We start from the raw sequence: 20,435 nt of genomic DNA, 5'->3' as shown, positions 1-20,435 counted from the left end.
GTCAGCCCACCGTCCAGATGTCGTAGAGACGCACTTCGAGCACGGCCAGCACGACCGCGCCGGCCGCCACCGTCGCCGAACCCCACCGGCTGCGCTCCGCGAGCGACATGAAACCGGCGATGGGCACCGCGCACAGCGCGCCGAGCAGATAGGCGACGAAGATCGTCGTGCCCTCCTCGGCCTTCTCGCCGCGCGCCAGCTGCACGATGCCGACGATCAGCTGGACCAGGACCAGGAAGGTCACCACGGCCATGCCGATGAAGTGCCAGTCCTTGGTGGACTGGTCACGGAAGGCGGCGAAGCCGCACCAGGCGGCGAGGGCGAGCGCGGCCACGGAGACCGTGACCGTCAGGGCGTCAAGCATGCGCCCGAGGGTATTACGGCCCGAATGGCCCGGTGCGCTCACCCCCACCCCCTCGGCACCGGCGCCCACGGCGTGGCCTTGGCCACATCCCGTACCCGATCACCCTCCCCGCCGGGGCCCGGCCGAGGGCCGGATCCCTCCAGGCCACGCACGGAAACACGTGCCGGCGGCAGACTCCGGCGCGTCCGCATGGCGTCTCAACGGCGTCCGCTATTCGGACAGCTCCCTTCCCTTCGCACCTGCGCATGTTTTACTTGCAGACATGACCACGACGAGCAGCCGCACCCTTGCGACCGAGGCGAACACGACGCCCGGTGCTCGTTGTATGTGTCGAATGTGCGCCATCTGAGGGCAACCGCCTGTGGGGGCACCCCCGGCCGAAGGCTGGGGGACTCGCGCCCCGAAGCGAGACCCCGACGGCCGAGCCGATCCGACCGCCATCCGGCGCCGGACCGTGCCTGCCCCGCGCACCGCTGCCGCCCGGCCACCAGCCGGAGCAGCCTCCCCGTGCGCCTGACTGTCCGAAATGACGAATGCCCCGTGCACGACGGACCCCGCGTCGCGCACTCGACAGTGACGGAAACCCCTGTGATCACCACTTCGGGCCTGACCAAGGTCTATGAGTCGCGCGGCCGGAAGGTCACCGCTCTGGACGGCGTCGACCTCCACGTCCGCGAGGGCGAGGTGTTCGGCGTGATCGGCCAGAGCGGCGCCGGCAAGTCCTCGCTCATCCGCTGCGTCAACCTCCTGGAGCGCCCCACCTCCGGCACCGTGACCGTCGACGGCGTCGACCTCACCGCCCTCGCCGGGAAGAGCCGCCGCGCGGGCAAGGACCTGCGCCGGGCACGCAGCAGCATCGGCATGGTCTTCCAGCACTTCAACCTGCTGTCCTCCCGCACGGTGAAGGACAACATCGAGCTCCCCCTGGAGATCCTCGGCGTCTCCGGCGCCGAGCGCTCCCGCCGCGCCCTGGAACTCCTCGACCTCGTCGGCCTCGCCGACAAGGCCAAGGCCTACCCCGGCCAGCTCTCCGGCGGCCAGAAGCAGCGCGTCGGCATCGCCCGCGCCCTCGCCGGCAAGCCCAAGGTCCTGCTCTCCGACGAGGCCACCAGCGCCCTGGACCCGGAGACCACCCGCTCCATCCTCCAGCTCCTGCGCGACCTCAACCAGCAGCTCGGCCTCACCGTCCTGCTCATCACGCACGAGATGGACGTCGTCAAGACGATCTGCGACTCCGCCGCCCTCATGCAGCACGGGCGCGTCGTCGAGTCCGGCACCGTCGGCGAACTGCTCGCCACGCCCGGCTCCCAGCTGGCGGCCGAGCTGTTCCCGGTCAGCGGCGCCCCCACCGGCCCCGACCGGACCGTCGTGGACGTCACCTTCCACGGCGAGGCCGCGACCCAGCCGGTCATCTCGCAGCTCTCCCGCACGTACAACATCGACATCTCGATCCTCGGGGCGGCGATGGACACCGTCGGCGGGAAGCAGATCGGCCGGATGCGGATCGAACTCCCCGGACGGTACGAGGAGAACGTCGTCCCGGTCGGCTTCCTGCGCGAGCAGGGCCTGCAGGTCGAGCTCGTGGAGGACACCGTGGAAGAGATCGCGCCCGTGCTGGTGAAGGAAGGTGCCAAGTGACCTGGTCGGAGATGCAGCCCCTCCTGGAGCAGGGCACCGTCGACACCCTCTACATGGTCCTGTGGGCCACCGTCGTCACCGTCGTCGGCGGCCTGCCGCTCGGCATCCTCCTCGTCCTCACGGACAAGGGCGGACTGCTGCAGAACCGGCCGGTGAACAAGGTCGTCGGTGCGATCGTGAACGTCGGGCGTTCGCTGCCGTTCATCATCCTGCTGATCGCCCTGATCCCCTTCACGACCTTCGTCGTCGGCACCTTCATCGGTCCGACCGCGATGATCGTGCCGCTCGCCATCGGCGCCATCCCCTTCTTCGCGCGCCTCGTCGAGACCGCGATCCGCGAGGTCGACCACGGACTCGTCGAGGCCGTCCAGGCCATGGGCGGCGGCATCCCGACCATCGTCCGCAAGGTCCTGCTCCCGCAGGCCCTGCCCTCGCTGGTCTCGGCCGTCACCACCACCGTGATCGTGCTCATCGGGTACTCGGCGATGGCCGGCGCGGTCGGCGGCGAAGGCCTCGGCTCCAAGGCCGTCACCTACGGATACCAGCGCTTCGACACCACCTTCATGCTGGTCACCGTCGTCGTCCTGGTCGCCGTCGTGACCGTCGTCCAGCTCATCGGCGACGGAGTGGTCCGACTCCTCGCCCGCCGGGGCCGTACCGCGTAACGGCCCCCGGCCACCCCAAGACTTCGTTTTCGAAGAACAGCCCGGACTTGTTGTCCAGGCGTCCACCGCTCCACCGGAAAGAGGCACTCTTCGTGCGTAAGAACATCAAGCTCGCCGCCGGCATCGCCGCCACCTCCGCCCTCGCCCTCGGCCTCACCGCCTGCGGCACCTCCTCGGACCCGTCCTCCTCCAAGGACTCGGCCGGCTCCGCCGACAAGGCCCTCGTCGTCGCCGCGTCCCCGACGCCGCACGCCGACATCCTCAACTTCGTCAAGGACAACCTGGCCGAGAAGGCCGGCCTGAAGCTGGAGGTGAAGGAGTTCACGGACTACGTCCTGCCGAACACCGCCACCGAGTCCGGCCAGGTCGACGCCAACTTCTTCCAGCACAAGCCGTACCTCGACGACTTCAACAAGAAGAACAACACGCACATCGTCCCGGTGGTCAACGTCCACCTGGAGCCGCTGGGCCTCTACTCCAAGAGCCTCAAGACGGTGAAGGACATCAAGGCCGGCCAGACCGTCGCCGTCCCGAACGACACCACCAACGAGGGCCGCGCGCTCCACCTCCTCGCGGAGAACGGCCTCATCGCCCTCAAGGACGGCGTCGGCACCGACGCCACGCTCGCCGACATCACCGACAAGAAGGGCCTGGAGTTCAAGGAGCTGGAGGCCGCCACCGTGCCCCGCGCCCTGAACGACGTCGACGCCGCCGTCATCAACGGCAACTACGCCATCGAGGCCAAGCTCTCCCCGGCGAACGACGCCCTCGTCCTGGAGAAGGCGGAGGGCAACCCGTACGCCAACTTCCTCGCCGTCAAGGCCGGCAACGAGAAGGACGCCCGCGTGCAGAAGCTCGCCGAGCTCCTCAACTCGCCCGAGGTGAAGAAGTACATCGAGGACACCTACAAGGGCTCGGTCACCCCGGCCTTCGGCGCCGCCAAGTAAGGCAGCACCGCCGAAAGACGTCCGAGGGACCGTCAGGCCGGTTTCCCCGTACAGTCCTTGAGCAGAAGGCCCCCGCATCCCGTCCGGTGCGCGGGGCCTTCGCCACACCCGCCCCCCGAACCCCCGGCACACCCGACCCGGCCATGCGCACCGGCGCCCGCATGCTGCATGCTGTGCGTTCACGGTCGATTCGGACGGTCCACGGCATGGAGCTGCGCATGACTACCACCTTTCCGGACATCTCCATCAACACGGACCGGTTGGTGCTGCGCGCGCTCGAGGAGGCGGACGCCCCCGCCCTCGCCGAGATGATGAACGACGAGATGGTCGCCGCCTGGACGGCCGTGCCCCAGCCCTACACCGAGGACGCCGCACGCGGCTGGATCACCCGCTACGCCCCCACCGAACGCACGGCGGGCCGCGGCCTCGACCTCGCCGTCACCGAGTTCCTGACCCAGCGTCTGGTCGGCATCGTGCAGCTCAGCAACACCGACTGGCGCGTCCGCTCCACCGAGATGTCCTACATCATCGCCCCCTGGGCCCGCGGCGAGGGCTACGCCTCCGAGGCCGCGCTCGCCACCGCCCAGTGGCTCTTCGGCGACCAGAAGTTCGAACGCCTGGAACTGCGCACCGCCGCCGACAACACCGCCTCCCAGCAGGTCGCCCAGAAGATCGGCTGCATCAGCGAAGGCGTCCTCCGCAACGCCTGCATAGCCCGCACCCGCACCGAGGACGGCACCTGGGCCGAACTGCGCACCGACTTCATCGTCTGGGGCCTCCTCCCCGAGGACCTCGACGGCGTCGCCGACCAGATGGCCGAGGCCGGCTACTCCTCGTACACCGACTGGAGCTGACCCCCCGGAACGATCCCGGGGTACGCTCGGCACGCCCCCGACCTGCGACAACACCACAGGGAGACAGACGACGATGGCCGACCGCGTCACGGTGATCGGCTGGGACGGCTCGCCCCTCACCGCGGCGGCCCGGTCCGCGCTCTCCGCCGCCACCCTCGTGGCCGGCGCCGCCCACCACCTGGCGCTGCCCGAGGTGCCGCCCGCCGCCGAACGCATCCGCCTGGGCAGCGTCGACCTCGCCGCCCGACGCATCGCGACCCACCGCGGCACCGCCGTCGTCCTCGCCGACGGAGACCCCGGCTTCTTCGGCGTCGTCCGCACCCTGCGCGCCCCCGAACACGGCCTGGAGGTCGAGGTCGTCCCGGCCGTCTCCTCCGTCGCCGCCGCCTTCGCCCGCGCCGGCATGCCCTGGGAGGACGCCCGGATCGTCGTCGCCCACCAGCGCACCCTTCGTCGCGCCGTCAACGTCTGCCGCGCCCACCCCAAGGTCGCCGTCCTCACCTCCCCGGGCGCCGGACCCGCCGAACTCGCGCTCCTCCTCGAAGGCGTGCACCGCACCTTCGTCGTCTGCGAGGAGCTCGGCACCGACCGCGAACAGGTCTCCGTCCTCACCTCCGACAAGGCCGCCGACCACACCTGGCGCGACCCGAACGTCGTCCTCGTCATCGGCGGCGCGGTCGGCGGCACCCCCACCGCCCCCTGGCTGATGGGCCAGGACCCGGCCGCCCGCACGGTCCGCGGCTGGGGACTTCCCACCGAGGAGTACGACTCCGAGGGCGAGAGCCCGGGAACCGGACCGGCGCACCCGGGCGCAGGCGCGGACCCCGCCCTCCGAGCCGCCCAACTCGCCCGTCTCGGCCCCCGCACCGGCGACCTCGTCTGGGACATCGGCTGCGCGGGCGGCGCCTTCGCCGTCGAGGCCGCCCGTTTCGGAGCCGCCGTCATCGCCGTCGACACCGACCCGGCCGCCTGCGCCCGCACCGAACGGGCCGCCCGCCGCCACGGAGTACCGCTCCAGACCGTCCAGGGCCGCGCCCCGCACGTCCTGGAGAGCCTGCCCGAGCCCGACGTCGTACGGATCGCGGCCGGCGGCGTCCCCGTCGTCACCGCCTGCACCGACCGGCGCCCGGAACGCATCGTCGCCCACGCCTCCACCCGCGACGAGGCGGAGGCGATCGGCGCCGCCCTCGCCGACGGTGGCTACGCCGTCGAGAGCCTGCTCCTCCAGACCGTCGGACTCGACCCGGACGACTGGTCGGAACGCGAGCGTTCGGTCGTGTTCCTGCTGTCCGGACGCAGGATCGACCGAGCCCCGTGACCCGGTCGCCCCACCGGGGCAGGGTAGGCTGGCCGATTGTTGTACCGCACCGGGACGTTCGGCGCTCTGTTCGTCAATGTCCCGAATTGGTGGCTGCTTTGTGCCGCCGATGTGGTACCTGACAAGGGGGGACCGCGCGACGTGGCGCAGTCCACAGCGCACCGTGGCAGATCTCCCTGCCACGATGGCCGAGGGCCGCGACAATGTGTGGGTGTCCGCGTGTGCTTCGTGCCGCGCGGCGCGCGCGCTCGTTCTTGTCGACGGGCGCAGGTCTGAAGGAGCACAAGCGATGGGCGAGGGGTACGCATGACGGACACCGGCCAGGTCCCGGGCGAGGGACTGCCGGAGAACGCAGGCATGGTCGAGCAGCCGGGCATCCCCGCTCCGGGCGCGTACACCTTCCTGGACCCCTCCGAGCACAGCACCGAGGACGACGACCTGCTCCTGATGCCGGGCGCCCAGGGCGCCTGGAGCGAGCACCCGCCGGGCGTCGTGCCCGCGCCGCCGGTCGCCGTACCGCCGCCGGCCCCCGTGGTCCCGAACCAGGGCGTGCCGCACGCGGCCGTTCCGGAGACGCAGGTCCCGATGGGCGACCCGCTCACCGACCCGCTGCCGGACCCGCTCACCGACCCGCTCACGGGACCGCTCCCCGACGGCGTCGCGCTCGCCGACGTGCTGACGGCCCCGCAGAACCAGACCCCGCCGCAGGGCGTGCCGCTGGGCACCCCGGCGCACGGCGTCCCGGTCGTCACCGACCACGGCTACGAGCCGGGCATCCTCGACACGGGCGCCCACGAGGCGGCCGGCCGCGACTCCGGCTCCGTCGACCTCGGCGGCGTCCGCGTGCCCCCGCCCGCCGCGGCCGCGACCCCGCCGCGGCGCCCGCTGCACATGGGCCCGCCGGTGCCCGACGCCACCGGCGGCGTCGTGCTCTCCCTCGCCGACCGCGGCCCGGCCGCCGCCCCGGCGCCCGCCCCGCAGCCCGCGCCCGCCCCCGAGCCGGTCGTGGCGACGGCCCCCGCCCCGATGCCGGTGCGGAACCCGGGCCCGCCGACCACCGGCCCCGAGTACTTCGAGATCGCGCAGGACCAGCAGCTCGCCCCGCAGGGCGCCGAGCCGTGGGTCGCGCAGCCGCAGGAGCAGGTGGCGCCCGCAGAAACGGTCGTCCCGCCGGCGGCCCAGTTCGTCCAGGTCGAGGGCTCGGTCCCGACGACCCCGAACCTGGCCCCGGTCCCGACGCCGGAGGCACCCCAGGCCGCCGAGCAGGCCCCGGTCGCCGAGGTGGCGGAGCCTGTCGAGCCGCAGGAGGCCCCCGAGGCGCCCGAGGCCGTCGTGGAGCCGGCCCCGGCTCCCGAGGAGGCGACGACCCCCGAGGCCGCTGTCCCCGCCCCGCGCGAGGCCGAGGAGGCCGTGCCGGTCGAGGCGGCCGAGCCGCCGGTGGCCGAGGCGCCGGCCGAGCCGACGCAGCCGGTCGAGGAGCCGGTGCAGGCCGAGGCACCGGTCGAGGCCGCGCCCGTCGAGGCGGCGCCCGTCGAGGTCGCTCCGGTCGAGGTCGCCCCCGTCGAGGTCGTCCAGGCCGAGGCGGCTCCCGAGGCCGCACAGCCGGTCGAGGAGCCGGTGCAGGCCGAGGCCGTCGAGGTCGCACCCGTGGAGGCCCCGGCCGAGCAGGCCGTGGAGCCCGTGGTGGAGGCGGCGGTCCCCGAACAGCCGGCGAACGCGGAGGTCCCCGCCGAGGCCCCGGCCGAAGCCCCCGCCCAGCCCCAGGCCGAAGCGCCGACCGAGGCGCCCGTGGAGGCCGTGGCCGAGGAGGTCCCGGTCGTGGCCGAGGACCTCACCGACCAGCCCGCGGCGGCACAGCCCGAGGCAGCCCCCGCGGCGGAGCCCCAGGTCCAGCCGGACGCCGAGCCCGAGATCCAGGTCCAGGCACAGCCGGAGCCCGAGGCGGAGCTCCAGGCCCCGCCGGCGGAGGTCCAGGCACAGCCGGAGGCCGAGACGGAGCCGCAGGAATCCGCGGAGAGCGAGGCGGAGCCCCGCCCGGACGCTCCGGCCCCGGGCTACGACGACGCCGAGCGCGAGGCCGTCCTCCGCGTGATGCGCGAGCGCCGCGACATCCGCAACGGCTTCCGCAGCGACCCGATCCCGCACGAGGTGCTGCTCCGCGTCCTGGAGGCGGCCCACACGGCGCCCAGCGTGGGCCACTCCCAGCCCTGGGACTTCGTCGTGATCCGCTCGGCCGAGACCCGGCAGACGATGCACGAGCTGGCCCAGCGTCAGCGCGAGGCCTACGCCAAGTCGCTGCCGAAGGCCCGGGCGAAGCAGTTCAAGGAACTGAAGATCGAGGCGATCCTCGACACCCCGGTGAACATCGTCGTGACCGCCGACCCCACCCGGGGCGGCCGCCACACGCTCGGCCGCTACACGCAGCCGCAGATGGCCCCGTACTCCTCGGCGCTCGCCGTCGAGAACCTCTGGCTCGCGGCCCGCGCCGAAGGCCTGGGCGTCGGCTGGGTCAGCTTCTTCGACGAGCGCGAGATGGTCCGCGCCCTCGGACTTCCCGAGCACCTCGAAGTGGTCGCGTACCTCTGTGTCGGCTACGTCGACGAGTTCCCCGACGAGCCCGAGCTGATGCAGGCGGGCTGGTCGAAGCGCCGCCCGCTGGCCTGGGTGGTCCACGAGGAGACGTACGGCCGCCGCGCCCTCCCGGGCGAGGAGCCGCACGACCTCCTCCAGGAGACCGTCGCGAACATCCGCCCGCTGGACGCGAAGGCGCTCGGCGAGGCGTGGGAACGCCAGAAGCGCATGACGAAGCCCGCCGGGGCCCTGGGCATGCTGGAGATCATCTCCGCCCAGCTCTCGGGTCTCTCCCGCGTCTGCCCGCCCCCGATCCCGGAGCCGGCGGCCGTGGCGATCTTCGCCGGCGACCACGGTGTCCACGCCCAGGGCGTCACCCCGTGGCCGCAGGAGGTCACGGGCCAGATGGTGGCCAACTTCCTCGGCGGGGGAGCGGTCTGCAACGCCTTCGCGAACCAGGTGGGCGCCGAGGTCTGCGTCATCGACGTGGGCGTGGCGTCGGACCTGCCGGCGACGCCCGGTCTCCTTCCGCGCAAGGTCCGCCCTGGCACGGGCGACTTCACCACGGGTCCGGCGATGACCCGCGAAGAGGTCCTGGCGGCGATCGAGGTGGGCATCGAGACGGCCCGCGACCTGGTGGCGGCCGGCAACAAGGCCCTGCTCACGGGCGAGATGGGCATCGCGAACACCACGGCGTCCGCCGCGCTGATCTCGGTCTACACCGGGGTCGACCCGGCGGAGGTCACGGGCCGGGGCACGGGCATCAACGACGAGACGCACGCCCGCAAGGTGGACGTGGTCCGTCGCGCCCTGGACCTGCACAAGCCGGACCCGGCGGACCCGATCGGCGTCCTGTCGGCCATCGGCGGCCTGGAGCACGCGGCCCTCGTGGGCCTGATCCTGGGCGCGGCCTCGCTCCGTACCCCGGTGATCCTCGACGGCGTGTCCACGGGCGCGGCGGCCCTCGTCGCCCGCGCCATCGCGCCCGAGTCGCTCGCGGCGTGCATCGCGGGCCACCGCAGCGCCGAGCCGGGCCACGTGGCGGCGCTCAACAAGCTGGGCCTGCGCCCGCTGGTCGACCTGGACCTCCGCCTGGGCGAGGGCACGGGCGCGCTGCTCGCGCTCCCGCTGGTACAGAGCGCGGCCCGCGCGATGCACGAGGTCGCGACCTTCGACTCCGCAGGGGTCACCGAGAAGTAGCACCACGGCGCGTCCCCTGCCCACGAACGGGAGCGGGGGACGCGCCCTTGTGGAGCGTCCCCCACGCACCGAACCACCGCCCGGGGGACATCCGTCACACCCAGCAACGTGCAGGTCACCGCTATCGTGACCATGAACGAGCCGCTCCACCGCAGCAGCGGCACCCTCGCCCGCACCGCACGCTCTCCGAGGAGCCGCTCACCCATGGCAGAGAACGCCGAGCACCCCGCCTACCCCGTCGGACTGCGCCTCGCCGGCCGCCGCGTCGTCGTGCTCGGCGGCGGCCAGGTGGCCCAGCGCCGACTGCCCGCCCTGATCGCGGCGGGCGCGGAGATCACCCTGATCTCCCCGTCCGCGACCCCGTCCGTGGACGCCATGGCGGAGACGGGCGAGATCACCTGGATCAAGCGCAGGTACGAGGAGGGCGACCTGGCGGAGGCCTGGTACGCCCTGGTGGCGACGACGGACCCGGCCGCCAACGCGGCGGCGTCGGCCGAGGCGGAGCGCACCAGGACCTGGTGCGTACGAGCGGACGACGCGGAGGCGGCGACGGCCTGGACCCCGGCGACGGGCCGCGACGCGGGCGTGACCGTCGCGGTGCTCACGGGCCACGACCCCCGCCGCTCCGCCGCCGTACGGGACGCGATCGTCGAGGGCCTGCGCGACGGTTCGATCGCCGCGCCGGCGCACCGCGCCCGTACCCCCTTCGTCGCCCTGGTGGGCGGCGGCCCCGGCGACCCGGACCTCATCACCGTCCGGGGACGCAGGCTCCTCACGGAGGCGGACGTCGTCATCGCGGACCGGCTCGGCCCCCGGGACCTCCTGGACGAGCTGCCGCCGCACGTCGAGGTGATCGACGCGGCGAAGATCCCGTACGGCCGCTTCATGGCGCAGGAGGCCATCAACAACGCCCTGATCGAGCACGCCAAGCAGGGCAAGTCGGTCGTGCGCCTCAAGGGCGGCGACCCGTTCGTCTTCGGCCGGGGCATGGAGGAGGCCCAGGCCCTGGCGGCCGAGGGCATCGCCTGCACGGTGGTCCCGGGCATCTCCAGCTCGATCTCGGTCCCCGGAGCGGCCGGCATCCCGGTGACGCACCGCGGGGTGGCGCACGAGTTCACGGTGGTCAGCGGCCACGTGGCTCCGGACGACCCGCGCTCGCTGGTCGACTGGGCGTCGCTGGCGAAGCTGACGGGCACGCTCGTGATCCTCATGGGCGTGGACAAGATCGGCAAGATCGCCGAGGCGCTGATCGTCCACGGCAAGAGCCCGGAGACGCCCCTGGCCCTGATCCAGGAGGGCACGACGGCGACGCAGCGCCGGGTGGACGCGACGCTGGCGACGGTCGCGGAGACCGTGAAGGCGGAGGAGGTCCGCCCGCCGGCGGTCATCGTCATCGGCGACGTGGTCACCGAGGGCCCCGACAAGCTGCTGAAGTGACCACCCGAACGACCCCACAGCGTAACCAGGGGTAACCGAACCCCTCGGACACATTGGCACCACACCCCGGACAAGGCAGTATCACCTCGTGGCCGAACTCATCACGATCGACGATCCCGACGACCCGCGCCTGCGCGACTACACCGGCCTGACCGACGTCGAGCTGCGCCGCAGGCGCGAGCCGGCCGAGGGCCTGTTCATCGCGGAGGGCGAGAAGGTCATCCGCCGCGCGAGGCAGGCCGGTTACGAGATGCGGTCGATGCTGCTCTCCGCCAAGTGGGTCGACGTCATGCGGGACGTCATCGACGAGGTCCCGGCGCCGGTGTACGCGATCCAGCCGGACCTCGCGGAACGCGTCACCGGCTACCACGTGCACCGGGGCGCGCTGGCCTCGATGCAGCGCAAGCCGCTCCCGGAGGCGGGCGAGCTCCTCGCCGGCGCCCGCCGGGTGGTGGTCATGGAGTCGGTGAACGACCACACCAACATCGGCGCCATCTTCCGCAGCGCCGCCGCGCTCGGCATGGACGCGGTCCTGCTGTCGCCGGACTGCGCGGACCCGCTGTACCGCCGCTCGGTGAAGGTGTCGATGGGTGCGGTGTTCTCGGTGCCGTACGCCCGCCTGGACAGCTGGCCCCGAGGCCTGGAAGCGGTACGGGAGGCGGGCTTCAAGCTGCTCGCGCTGACCCCGGCGGAGAAGGCGACCTCGATCGACGAGGCAGCCCCGCACCGCCTGGAGCGGGTGGCGCTGATGCTCGGCGCCGAGGGCGACGGCCTGTCCACGCAGGCCCTGCGGGCCGCGGACGAGTGGGTCCGGATCCCGATGGCCCACGGCGTCGACTCGCTCAACGTGGGCGCGGCGGCGGCGGTCGCGTTCTACGCGGTGGCGACGGGCCGCCCGGAGGCCTGACCTTCGGGGTACTACCCCTGGAGGGCCTGGGCGGCGGCGATGCCGAGGGCCACGACCAGGGTCACGACCACGAACACGAAGAGCCGCTGCCGCAGCAGCCGGGGGTTGGCGGGCCTGCGGCCGGTCGACGTGGAGCGCGCACCGGGCCGGGTCCCGGGCCGGGACTGAGGCCCGCGTGAACCCCCGGTCCGGGGCCCCGCCGTAGGACGGGAGGAGGGCGCACGCCCCGACCCCCGCTCGGGCCCGCGCTCCCCGCCGCGCTCGGATCCCCGCTCCGGCCCGCGCCCGCCGGGCACATCGCGGTCGGTGTACCGCTCGGTGGGCCGGACGGTGCTCCGCTCCTCGGCCCGCTCCCGCTGCACGGGCGGCCGGGACACGGGCAGCCCCTGGGCCTCGCGCGCCGCGATCTCCTTGAGCCGCATGGACAGCTGCAGGGTGCTGGGACGGTCCTCCGGGTCCTTGGCGAGGCAGGCCCGGATCAGCGGCGCGAGCGCGTCCGGCACCCCGTGGAGCTGCGGCTCCTCGTGCACGACGCGGTAGAGCATGACCTCGGAACTGCCGTGCCCGAAGGGGGAGTCGGCCATGGCCGCGTACGCAAGGGTGGCACCGAGCGAGAAGACGTCGGTGGCCGGCGTGACGGCGGCTCCGCGCACCTGCTCGGGCGCGAGGAAGCCGGGCGATCCGACGGCGGTGCCGACGTGGGTGAGGGTGCTCGCGCCCGTCGCCCAGGCGATGCCGAAGTCGATGATCCGCGGTCCCTTGGGCGACAGCAGGATGTTCGAGGGCTTGAGGTCGCGGTGGACGACCCCGGCCTCGTGGACGGCGACGAGGCCCTCCGAGAGCGCCGCTCCGATCGAGGCCACGTCGGCGGCGCGCAGCGCGCCCTCCTCGGCGACCCGGTCGTGCAGGGAGGGGCCGGGGACGTACTGGGTGGCGAACCAGGGACGGTCGGCCTCCAGGTCGGCCGCGACGAGCCGGGCGGTGCAGCCGCCCCGGATGCGCCGGGCCGCCGACACCTCGCGGGCGAAGCGGGACCGGAACTCCTGGTCCTCGGCGAGGTCGGGCCGGATGACCTTCAGCGCCACCCGCTGGCCGCGCCGGTCGGATCCCAGGTATACGACGCCCATCCCGCCGGCCCCCAGCCTGCGGTGGAGCCGGAACGACCCGACGATCCGCGGATCCTCGCGCCGGAGCCGCATCATCGCCATGTCCGTCCCCTCGTCCGTTCGACGTGGCACAGCTTACGTAGTGGCGCCCGTACGCGCTCATAGGCCGCGCCCTCGCAGCGGGATCGATTGTCAGTGCTGAGGGGGACACCGGGGGAGGGGCGGCTCGCCGGAAGCGCCCCAACCCCCGCCCCCGGAAACCCATTTGACGAGCCGTCCAAGAACGGGCAGGACTCCCGGGAGGGCGGTCTCCGAGGGGACCGGCCCCACCCGCGACCACGGGACCCGGGGAAGTGAGCGAAGTCACGTCGCCACGCCGTCTCCGGGCGACCCTTCCGGGAAGACCCCGGGTTCCGGGTGCCCGTCTCCACCCAGGGGAGTACGCCGCACGGCGGGGCGTCATCCTCCGGGAGGCCCGGAAGTCGATACGCGGGCATGACGTCCCGGCGCTTCCCGCTCCCTAGTGTTGAGGTCAAGCGGCGGGTGCAGCACTCGTCCCCCGAGGTCACGCACCCGCCGCGTCAGACACGACAGGAGAGGAACCATGGCCTACACGGCGCACCGGACGACCACCCGGCCCTCGAGCCGCCGTCACCCCCTGGTGGCCACGGCCATGGTCCTCCCTCTCGCGGCCCTGCTCGTGGTCGTCTTCGGCGGCTGGGAAGCGGTGGTCACACAGGCGTCGTCCGTGGGCGTGATGCTGGGGCGCTGAGCGGCGCCCCGGACCCGGGAGAGCGGCCCGGGTCGGGACATCCGGCCATCAACCCCGTGGGGACGGGGGTGCGGCGGACGGCAGCGTGGGGCCGGTCAGCTGGGGAGCTGACCGGCCCTCGCGCGTTCCCCGGAAAACCGTTCCACGGACCGGTCCGGCCGACCGCGGAGCCGTTCCCCGGACCGGTCCGGCCGACAGCGGTACCCGGGCCACCCCGTACGCTCCGGGGGTGGACTCAGCACCCCGGAAGCTCCCCACCCCGAGCGCACCCCCGCTCCACCGCCTCGCCGCCCTGGCCCACGCGGCGGTCCACCCGGCGGACGCTCCCTGCCGTTGCGCGGGCGGACAGGTCGGTGTGCTGGCCGACCGGGACGACGGGACCGTCGTACGACACGGGGGTCTCGTCGCGAAGGCGCACGCGCCCGGCACGGATCCCGACGCCCATCGCGTACGGCTCGCGCTGGCCGCGCACCAGGACGTCGGCGGCGTCTTCCTGCCGCCGCTCCCGCTGCCGCGGTCCGGCCCCGACGCGCTCGACGGCCGCCCGGTCACGCTCTGGCCGTACGGTCCGCCGGTCGCCCCGGAGGACCCCGACGCCGCACCGTGGGAGGAGGCGGCGCGACTCCTCGCGCTGCTGCACCGCACCCCGCCCCCGCCCGGCCTGGCCGAGCGGCTTCCGGACATGCGGGCCCCCGCGAAGGCGGCCCTGGCCGTGGACCGGATGCGCCGCACGGCCCCGGACCACCCGGCGGCCGCCACCGTCCTGGACGCCTGGCGGACGGTCCCGGAGGCCCCCGCGGCGTACCGGCTCCTCTGTCACGGCGACTTCCACCTGGGGCAGCTGGTCCGCGACACCCGCCCGGGGCGCCACGGGCCCTGGCGGCTCATAGACGTGGACGACATGGGCCTCGGCGACCCCGCGTGGGATCTGGGCCGGCCCGCCGCCTGGTTCGCGGCCGGGATCCTGCCGCCGGAGGTCTGGTCCCGTTTCCTCGGCGCGTACCGGGAGGCGGGCGGTCCCGCCGTGGACGCCGATCCATGGGAGCGGCTCGACGTGCCCGCACGGGCGCTGACGGTTCAGACCGCCGCGCTCGCGCTCGCGAAGTCCACCGCCGAACGCCGGCCGCTCGACGAGGTCGAGGAAGTGATGATCGACACCTGCGCCCGCATCGCCGGGCATCGAACCGGGTAGGCCCTTCCGGCGTCCACGTAAGGTGAAGCCACCATTCGAACGGCAACGTCAGGGAGTTGAGCCGAGCATGCAGTGTCCCAAGTGCCATGCGGCCATGCACACGTACAACCGCAACGGCGTCCAGATCGAGCAGTGCAGCGGTTGCCGGGGCATATTCCTGGACTACGGCGAGCTGGAGGCCCTGACCCGCCTGGAGTCCCAGTGGGTCCAGCAGGCCCCGCCCGCCCCGCCGGCCTACCCGGCGCAGCCCGCCCCCGCCGCGCCCGCCTGGGGCGCTCCGCACCACGGCGGCCACCACGGTGGTCACGGCGGCCACTACCGCAAGGGCGGCTTCGGGCGGATGCTCTTCTCCTCCTGACCGCACGGGACCGGCTCCGCCCGGTCCCGCCCCGTCCCGTTCGGGCAAGAGGAAGCCCCCGGCCGCGAGCTGCGACCGGGGGCTTCCCGATGGTGCGCGATACTGGGATTGAACCAGTGACCTCTTCCGTGTCAGGGAAGCGCTCTCCCGCTGAGCTAATCGCGCGGGCACACCCGAAGGTGCTCGTACTGCGTGCGCGATACTGGGATTGAACCAGTGACCTCTTCCGTGTCAGGGAAGCGCTCTCCCGCTGAGCTAATCGCGCGGGCACACCCGAGGGTGCGTGAAATGTGGTGCGCGATACTGGGATTGAACCAGTGACCTCTTCCGTGTCAGGGAAGCGCTCTCCCGCTGAGCTAATCGCGCGGGGGATCCGAGGACCCGGGATCCGAAGATCCAGTGGACGATACTGGGATTGAACCAGTGACCTCTTCCGTGTCAGGGAAGCGCTCTCCCGCTGAGCTAATCGTCCTTGGAGGTGGAGACGGGATTTGAACCCGTGTAGACGGCTTTGCAGGCCGTTGCCTCGCCTCTCGGCCACTCCACCAGGAGTGAATACGGGGGTTCGGGAAGATCCCCCACATCGAGCGGACGACGAGATTCGAACTCGCGACCCTCACCTTGGCAAGGTGATGCTCTACCAACTGAGCCACGTCCGCTTGTCGTTTCCGTTCCGCTTGCGCGTCCCGGCGACGTGTTGAACTCTAGCGGATTCCTGGGCCAGTACAAAAACGCGTTTCCGCAGCGTGCTGACCTGCGCGCCCTTCAGCGTGCCCGGCCGGGCCTCCCGGAGGGTTCGCGTGGCGTTCACTCGCCGTGTCCCCGGGGTGGCGCGGAGCCTCCGTCCCACGCGCCCCTCCCGCCCGCTCCGCGCAGGACCCCGTGTCCCCGCCCCGCCCGACCTAGACTCGATGCGTGCACGACCTTGCTCCCCTGGCCCGCTTCGGCGGCCTCGTCGCGACCGATCTCCGGGACGTCACCCACGACCCCGAGGCACTCGACTCCGCAGGCTTCTGGGCCGTCTGCGCGGACTTCGAAGGGCGCCTCACCTGCGCGCGCTTCGGGGACGTCCGGCCCGACCCGGTCCCCGCGCCCGTCCCGGGCGCCTGGCGCGGGCCCGCCGCCGGTGACTGGACGTCCTCGCTCGACCGCGCCGCGTACGTCGCGGGCGTACGGCGCGTACGCGAGCACATCGCGCGCGGCGAGGTCTACCAGGCGAACCTCTGCCGGGTGCTGACCGCGCCGCTGCCCGACCCGGCCGCCGCCGACGTCGACGCCCTCACCGCGCTCCTCGCCCGGGGCAACCCCGCTCCCTATGCCGGAACGATCCGCCTGCCCGCCCACGGCGTGGAGATCGCCACCGCGTCCCCCGAGCTCTACCTGCGCAGGGAAGGGGCCCTGATCTCCTCCGGCCCCATCAAGGGGACCGGCCGCACCGCCGCCGACCTCCTGCCGAAGGACCACGCGGAGAACGTGATGATCGTCGACCTGGTCCGCAACGACCTGGGCCGCGTCAGCGAGACCGGCACCGTCGCCGTCCCCGAGCTCTGCGCAGTCGAGGAGCACCCCGGCCTCGTCCACCTCGTCTCCACGGTCACCGGCCGGCTGCGCGAGGACGCCGGCTGGCCCGAGCTGCTCGCCGCCACCTTCCCGCCCGGTTCCGTCACCGGCGCGCCCAAGTCCAGCGCGCTGCGGATCATCGAGGCCTTGGAGACCGCGCCCCGCGGTCCGTACTGCGGAGGGATCGGCTGGGTCGACGCGGACGCGGGCACCGGCGAGCTGGCCGTGGGCATCCGCACCTTCTGGATCGACCGCCCCGAGGGTGTGCTCCGCTTCGGAACCGGCGCCGGGATCACCTGGGGCTCCGACCCGGAGCGCGAGTGGGCGGAGACCGAACTGAAGGCGGCCCGGCTCGTCGCGATAGCGTCGGGCGCCTACGAGACGTCGGACGCCCATGAGGCGGGCGCCCGTGAGGCGAGCGGAAAGGCCACTTCTCGATGAAACTCTGGGTCAACGGCGGGCTGCACGACGCGGAGACCGCCCTGGTCTCCGTACTGGACCACGGACTGACCGTCGGCGACGGCATCTTCGAGACGGTCAAGGCGGAGCGCGGCGAAACGTTTGCGCTCACCCTTCACCTGGAGCGCCTCACCCGCTCCGCCCGCGGCCTCGGGCTGCCCGACCCGGACCTCGACGAGGTCCGCCGGGCCTGCGCCGCCGTCCTGGAGGCCAACCCGATGGAGCTCGGCCGGCTCCGCATCACGTACACCGGCGGACTCTCCCCGCTCGGCTCGGAGCGCGGCGACGCGGGCACCAGCCTGGTCGTAGCCCTCGGCGAGACGAGCCGCCGCCCCGACTCCACCGCCGTGATCACCGTCCCCTGGACGCGCAACGAGCGGGGCGCCCTCACCGGGCTCAAGACCACCTCGTACGCCGAGAACGTCGTCGCCCTCGCCAGGGCGCGCGAGCAGGGGGCCTCCGAGGCGCTCTTCGCCAACACCGTGGGGCGGCTCTGCGAGGGCACCGGCTCCAACGTCTTCGTCGTGGTCGACGGCCGGATCCTCACCCCGCCCGTCTCCTCCGGCTGCCTCGCGGGCATCACCCGGGCCCTCGCCGTGGAGTGGACCGGCGCCGAGGAGACCGACCTGCCGCTGGACGTCCTGGAGAGCGCCGACGAGATCTTCCTGACCTCGACCCTCCGCGACGTCCAGGCCGTGCACCGGGTCGACGGCCGTGCGCTCGCGGGCGCGCCCGGTCCCGTCACCGCCAAGGCGATGCGGATCTTCGACGAGCGGGCGGCCGCGGACCGGGACCCGAGCCTCCGGTAAAACCGGATGACGGGCGGCGGCCGCGTGGGTAGAACACCACTGATGACCACCACACTGCGGCCGTCCGAGCCGCTCCAGCAGTCCGCCGATGGCGGCCGTTCCCGCAGCTACGACATCTGCGTGAACAGCCGCCGGGTCGGGTCCGTCCACGTCGCCACCGACCAGGCCTTCGGCACCGCCTCCGGCCTGATCGACCGCCTCCGGGTCGACGAGCCCGACCGGGGCCGTGGCCGGGGCACGGTGGCGGCGCTCGCCGCGGAGGAGGTCCTGCGGAGCTGGGGGTGCGGCGAGGTGCAGATCTCCGTGCCCGCCGACGCCGAGGCGGCCCTGCGGATGGCACGCTCCCTCGGGTACACCGAGCGCAGCCGGAACATGGTCAAGGAACTCCCGGCCGATCCGCCGCCGCTGCCGGAGGGCTTCGCGCACCGGCCGGCGACCGAGGCGGAGTTCGCCGAGTGGTCGGCGAAGTCCATGGCCGCCTTCGCGCAGAGCTGGATCGACCGGGGCGTCCCGGAGGAGCAGGCGCTCGCCAAGGCCGAGGACGGCCGCCGCCGCTTCCTGCCGCAGGGCCTCGCGACCCCGGGCGTCACCGTGTCCGTCGCCCTGTGCGACGGACAGGTCGTCGGCTATCTGTGGGTGGGCCGGCTGGAGCGCGAGCCCGGCAGGGCGACGGGCTTCGTCTTCGAGATCGAGGTCGTCGAGGGGCAGCGCGGGAAGGGGTACGGCCGGGCCCTCATGCTGCTCGCCGAGCACATCGCCCTGGAGGCCGGGGAGCGCCTCATCGAACTGCACGTGTTCGCGGGCAACACCCCGGCGATCCGGCTCTACGAGTCGCTCGGCTACCGCACGACCCTCTACAACAGCGCGAAGCCGCTGGTCTGAGCCGCGCTACGCGCCCAGAAGCCGGTCGGCGATCTGCTCGATCCGCTCCCGGAGGCCCTCCTGGCTCTGGCCGCCGTCCAGGCGCTCGCCGCCGATGATGTAGGTCGGGGTGCCGGTGACCTTGATCGCCTTGCCCTCGGCCTCGTCGGCGTCGACCGTCAGCAGGTGCCGGCCGTCGATCAGGGCGGTGTCGAACTCCTCGGCGTCCAGGCCCAGTTCGCCCGCCACCTCCAGGAGGACCGGCTCGCCCCGGTCGCCGAGCTCGGCGGTCCTGGCGAGCAGCGCCTCCGTGTACGGCCAGCCCTTGCCCTGCTCGAAGGCCTCCTCGGCGGCCTGGGCGGCGGCGTACGCGTGCTTGTGCTTGGCCAGCGGGAAGTGACGCAGCTGTACGTCGAGCCGGTCGCCGTACTTCTCCCGGAGCGCGCGGACGTCGTCGAGGGCCTGGAAGCAGTCGGGGCACTGGAGGTCGAACCACGCCTCCAGGACGACGGAGGAGGCGGGTGCGGTGGTGGAGTCGTTCATGACAGCAGTCTCCCACTGGGACCTGGGGAGGAGATCCCGGCGGGGGCGACCCGGAGATCACCCTGAGACCGGGCCCGGCCCATGGCCCCGGACCGGCCCGGCGGTGCAGGATGGAAGGGACGTATCGCCCGGCACCTGGAGGATCGCATGCTCGCCGAGACCATCTGTTCCGCGGTGTCCGCGGCGGGCCTGGGCATCGCCGCGATTTCGGCGTACCGGAAGAAGTTCCTGTCCGCCGCCCGGATCGCGGCCTATGCCCTGGTGCCCCTCGGCCTGGTGATGACGGGTGCGGTCGAGTGGATCGCCGACACGGCCTTCAGCCCGGTGGCCTGGGCCGGCTTCGGCGTGCTCGGTGTCGCCTGGCTGCTCTTCCTGTCGACGCGGGCCGTGGAGCGGCGCCGGGCCGGCCGTGAGGTGACCACCACCACCACCGGGGAAGCGGGGACGAGAGCCGTGGCCCCGGGGGCCTCGGCGCCCTCCCGCGCCGTGACGGCGAAGCCGCAGGCCGGTCAGTCCGCGGGTGAGGACTTCAGCGACATCGAGGCGATTCTGAAGAAGCACGGAATCTGATCACTTCTGGCGATTCCGGTGTCCGTCCCCGTTCCCTCATCCACGGGAAGGGGTGAAGGGCCCCCGCGCCGGGGCGTGTTGCGGGATTCGCCGGGTCCGGGGTGCGTCATCATCCCCCCGAGATGCTGGATACCTCGCGGGAACCCGTGCCCGCCGCCACCGACGCCCCTGCCGAAGAGCCGCGCGGCTGCCTGTTCGCGCTCTCCCAGCCGCCGCTGATGATCTTCCTCGGGGTGATCGGCTGTCTGCTGCTCATGGCGGCCGTGCACGATCTCTTCGTGCTGTGACCCCACCGGGAGCCTCG

At 73.1% G+C, this 20,435-nt stretch carries 19 protein-coding genes and 6 tRNA genes; 16 read left to right on the top strand and 9 right to left on the bottom strand.

Annotated features, from left to right (window positions below):
• Position 1: 1 nt before the first annotated feature.
• On the bottom strand, positions 2-364 hold the full coding sequence (locus ABT041_RS25625) for a hypothetical protein (RefSeq protein WP_351188198.1): 363 nt from the start codon (positions 362-364) through the stop codon (positions 2-4).
• Between the two features lie 588 nt (positions 365-952).
• Here ABT041_RS25625 and ABT041_RS25620 point away from each other — a divergent pair.
• From ABT041_RS25620 to ABT041_RS25585, 8 genes are all read left to right on the top strand, one after another.
• Positions 953-2,002: a methionine ABC transporter ATP-binding protein gene (locus ABT041_RS25620; RefSeq protein ID WP_351188196.1), complete on the top strand. Its 1,050-nt coding sequence runs from the start codon at positions 953-955 to the stop codon at positions 2,000-2,002.
• The gene (locus ABT041_RS25615; RefSeq protein ID WP_351188194.1) at positions 1,999-2,667 is read left to right on the top strand and encodes a methionine ABC transporter permease; all 669 of its coding nucleotides are present in this window, start codon (positions 1,999-2,001) and stop codon (positions 2,665-2,667) included. Before ABT041_RS25620 ends, ABT041_RS25615 begins: the two co-directional genes overlap by 4 nt.
• A 92-nt stretch (positions 2,668-2,759) precedes the next feature.
• Positions 2,760-3,614, top strand: coding sequence for a MetQ/NlpA family ABC transporter substrate-binding protein (locus ABT041_RS25610; protein ID WP_351188192.1), 855 nt, complete (start codon positions 2,760-2,762; stop codon positions 3,612-3,614).
• 218 nt (positions 3,615-3,832) lie between these two features.
• On the top strand, positions 3,833-4,468 hold the full coding sequence (locus ABT041_RS25605; RefSeq protein ID WP_351188190.1) for a GNAT family N-acetyltransferase: 636 nt from the start codon (positions 3,833-3,835) through the stop codon (positions 4,466-4,468).
• A gap of 73 nt (positions 4,469-4,541) precedes the next feature.
• The gene (cbiE, locus tag ABT041_RS25600) at positions 4,542-5,786 is read left to right on the top strand and encodes a precorrin-6y C5,15-methyltransferase (decarboxylating) subunit CbiE (RefSeq protein ID WP_351188188.1); all 1,245 of its coding nucleotides are present in this window, start codon (positions 4,542-4,544) and stop codon (positions 5,784-5,786) included.
• Between the two features lie 306 nt (positions 5,787-6,092).
• A complete protein-coding gene (gene cobT, locus ABT041_RS25595) occupies positions 6,093-9,557 on the top strand; it encodes a nicotinate-nucleotide--dimethylbenzimidazole phosphoribosyltransferase (RefSeq protein WP_351188186.1) in 3,465 nt (1,154 codons plus the stop codon).
• A gap of 204 nt (positions 9,558-9,761) precedes the next feature.
• Positions 9,762-10,994 (top strand): uroporphyrinogen-III C-methyltransferase, encoded by a 1,233-nt coding sequence (gene cobA, locus ABT041_RS25590; RefSeq protein ID WP_351188185.1) that lies wholly within the window; start codon positions 9,762-9,764, stop codon positions 10,992-10,994.
• 88 nt (positions 10,995-11,082) lie between these two features.
• Positions 11,083-11,901 (top strand): TrmH family RNA methyltransferase, encoded by an 819-nt coding sequence (locus ABT041_RS25585; protein ID WP_351188183.1) that lies wholly within the window; start codon positions 11,083-11,085, stop codon positions 11,899-11,901.
• Positions 11,902-11,912: 11 nt separating this feature from the next.
• Here the strand turns inward: ABT041_RS25585 and ABT041_RS25580 are convergent, their stop codons facing one another.
• Positions 11,913-13,109, bottom strand: a complete 1,197-nt coding sequence (locus ABT041_RS25580; RefSeq protein WP_351188181.1) for a serine/threonine-protein kinase — start codon at positions 13,107-13,109, stop codon at positions 11,913-11,915.
• Positions 13,110-13,611: 502 nt separating this feature from the next.
• Here ABT041_RS25580 and ABT041_RS25575 point away from each other — a divergent pair.
• The 3 genes from ABT041_RS25575 (at position 13,612) to ABT041_RS25565 (ending at position 15,329) form a co-directional block, all read left to right on the top strand.
• Positions 13,612-13,779, top strand: coding sequence for a hypothetical protein (locus tag ABT041_RS25575; protein ID WP_351188179.1), 168 nt, complete (start codon positions 13,612-13,614; stop codon positions 13,777-13,779).
• Between the two features lie 229 nt (positions 13,780-14,008).
• On the top strand, positions 14,009-14,971 hold the full coding sequence (locus ABT041_RS25570; RefSeq protein WP_351188177.1) for a phosphotransferase family protein: 963 nt from the start codon (positions 14,009-14,011) through the stop codon (positions 14,969-14,971).
• A gap of 67 nt (positions 14,972-15,038) precedes the next feature.
• A complete protein-coding gene (locus ABT041_RS25565) occupies positions 15,039-15,329 on the top strand; it encodes a TFIIB-type zinc ribbon-containing protein (protein ID WP_351188175.1) in 291 nt (96 codons plus the stop codon).
• 90 nt (positions 15,330-15,419) lie between these two features.
• Here ABT041_RS25565 and ABT041_RS25560 read toward each other — a convergent pair.
• From ABT041_RS25560 to ABT041_RS25535, 6 genes are all read right to left on the bottom strand, one after another.
• A tRNA-Val gene (locus ABT041_RS25560) sits at positions 15,420-15,494 on the bottom strand.
• 28 nt (positions 15,495-15,522) lie between these two features.
• Positions 15,523-15,594 (bottom strand) — tRNA-Val (locus tag ABT041_RS25555).
• Between the two features lie 26 nt (positions 15,595-15,620).
• Positions 15,621-15,695 (bottom strand) — tRNA-Val (locus ABT041_RS25550).
• A gap of 34 nt (positions 15,696-15,729) precedes the next feature.
• Positions 15,730-15,801 (bottom strand) — tRNA-Val (locus tag ABT041_RS25545).
• 1 nt (position 15,802) lies between these two features.
• Positions 15,803-15,876: transfer RNA gene (locus ABT041_RS25540), tRNA-Cys, on the bottom strand.
• Positions 15,877-15,915: 39 nt separating this feature from the next.
• A tRNA-Gly gene (locus tag ABT041_RS25535) sits at positions 15,916-15,988 on the bottom strand.
• A 256-nt stretch (positions 15,989-16,244) separates the two neighbouring features.
• On the opposite strand from ABT041_RS25535, the gene ABT041_RS25530 reads away from it, so the two are divergent.
• From ABT041_RS25530 to ABT041_RS25520, 3 genes are read left to right on the top strand one after another with little or no spacing between them, the layout of a single operon-like run.
• A complete protein-coding gene (locus ABT041_RS25530) occupies positions 16,245-17,330 on the top strand; it encodes a chorismate-binding protein (protein WP_351188173.1) in 1,086 nt (361 codons plus the stop codon).
• Entirely contained in the window at positions 17,327-18,157 is an 831-nt protein-coding gene (locus ABT041_RS25525) for an aminotransferase class IV (protein WP_351188171.1), read from the top strand. The genes ABT041_RS25530 and ABT041_RS25525 overlap by 4 nt, the downstream gene beginning before the upstream one ends.
• 42 nt (positions 18,158-18,199) lie before the next feature.
• Positions 18,200-19,039, top strand: a complete 840-nt coding sequence (locus tag ABT041_RS25520; RefSeq protein WP_351188169.1) for a GNAT family N-acetyltransferase — start codon at positions 18,200-18,202, stop codon at positions 19,037-19,039.
• Between the two features lie 6 nt (positions 19,040-19,045).
• On the opposite strand, the gene ABT041_RS25515 is transcribed toward ABT041_RS25520, so the two are convergent.
• Positions 19,046-19,561 carry a DsbA family protein gene (locus ABT041_RS25515; protein ID WP_351188167.1) on the bottom strand — a complete coding sequence of 172 codons (516 nt, stop codon included), beginning with the start codon at positions 19,559-19,561 and terminating at the stop codon, positions 19,046-19,048.
• Between the two features lie 147 nt (positions 19,562-19,708).
• Between ABT041_RS25515 and ABT041_RS25510 the strand changes: the two genes are divergently transcribed.
• The gene (locus ABT041_RS25510) at positions 19,709-20,131 is read left to right on the top strand and encodes a hypothetical protein (protein ID WP_351188165.1); all 423 of its coding nucleotides are present in this window, start codon (positions 19,709-19,711) and stop codon (positions 20,129-20,131) included.
• Between the two features lie 122 nt (positions 20,132-20,253).
• Positions 20,254-20,418, top strand: coding sequence for a hypothetical protein (locus ABT041_RS25505; RefSeq protein ID WP_177181792.1), 165 nt, complete (start codon positions 20,254-20,256; stop codon positions 20,416-20,418).
• Positions 20,419-20,435 lie beyond the last annotated feature (17 nt).

Origin of the sequence: Streptomyces sp. NPDC002825 (assembly GCF_040295385.1) — a bacterium.
Classification (GTDB): Bacteria; Actinomycetota; Actinomycetes; order Streptomycetales; family Streptomycetaceae; genus Streptomyces.
This window is presented reverse-complemented; position numbering and strand designations above follow the sequence as displayed.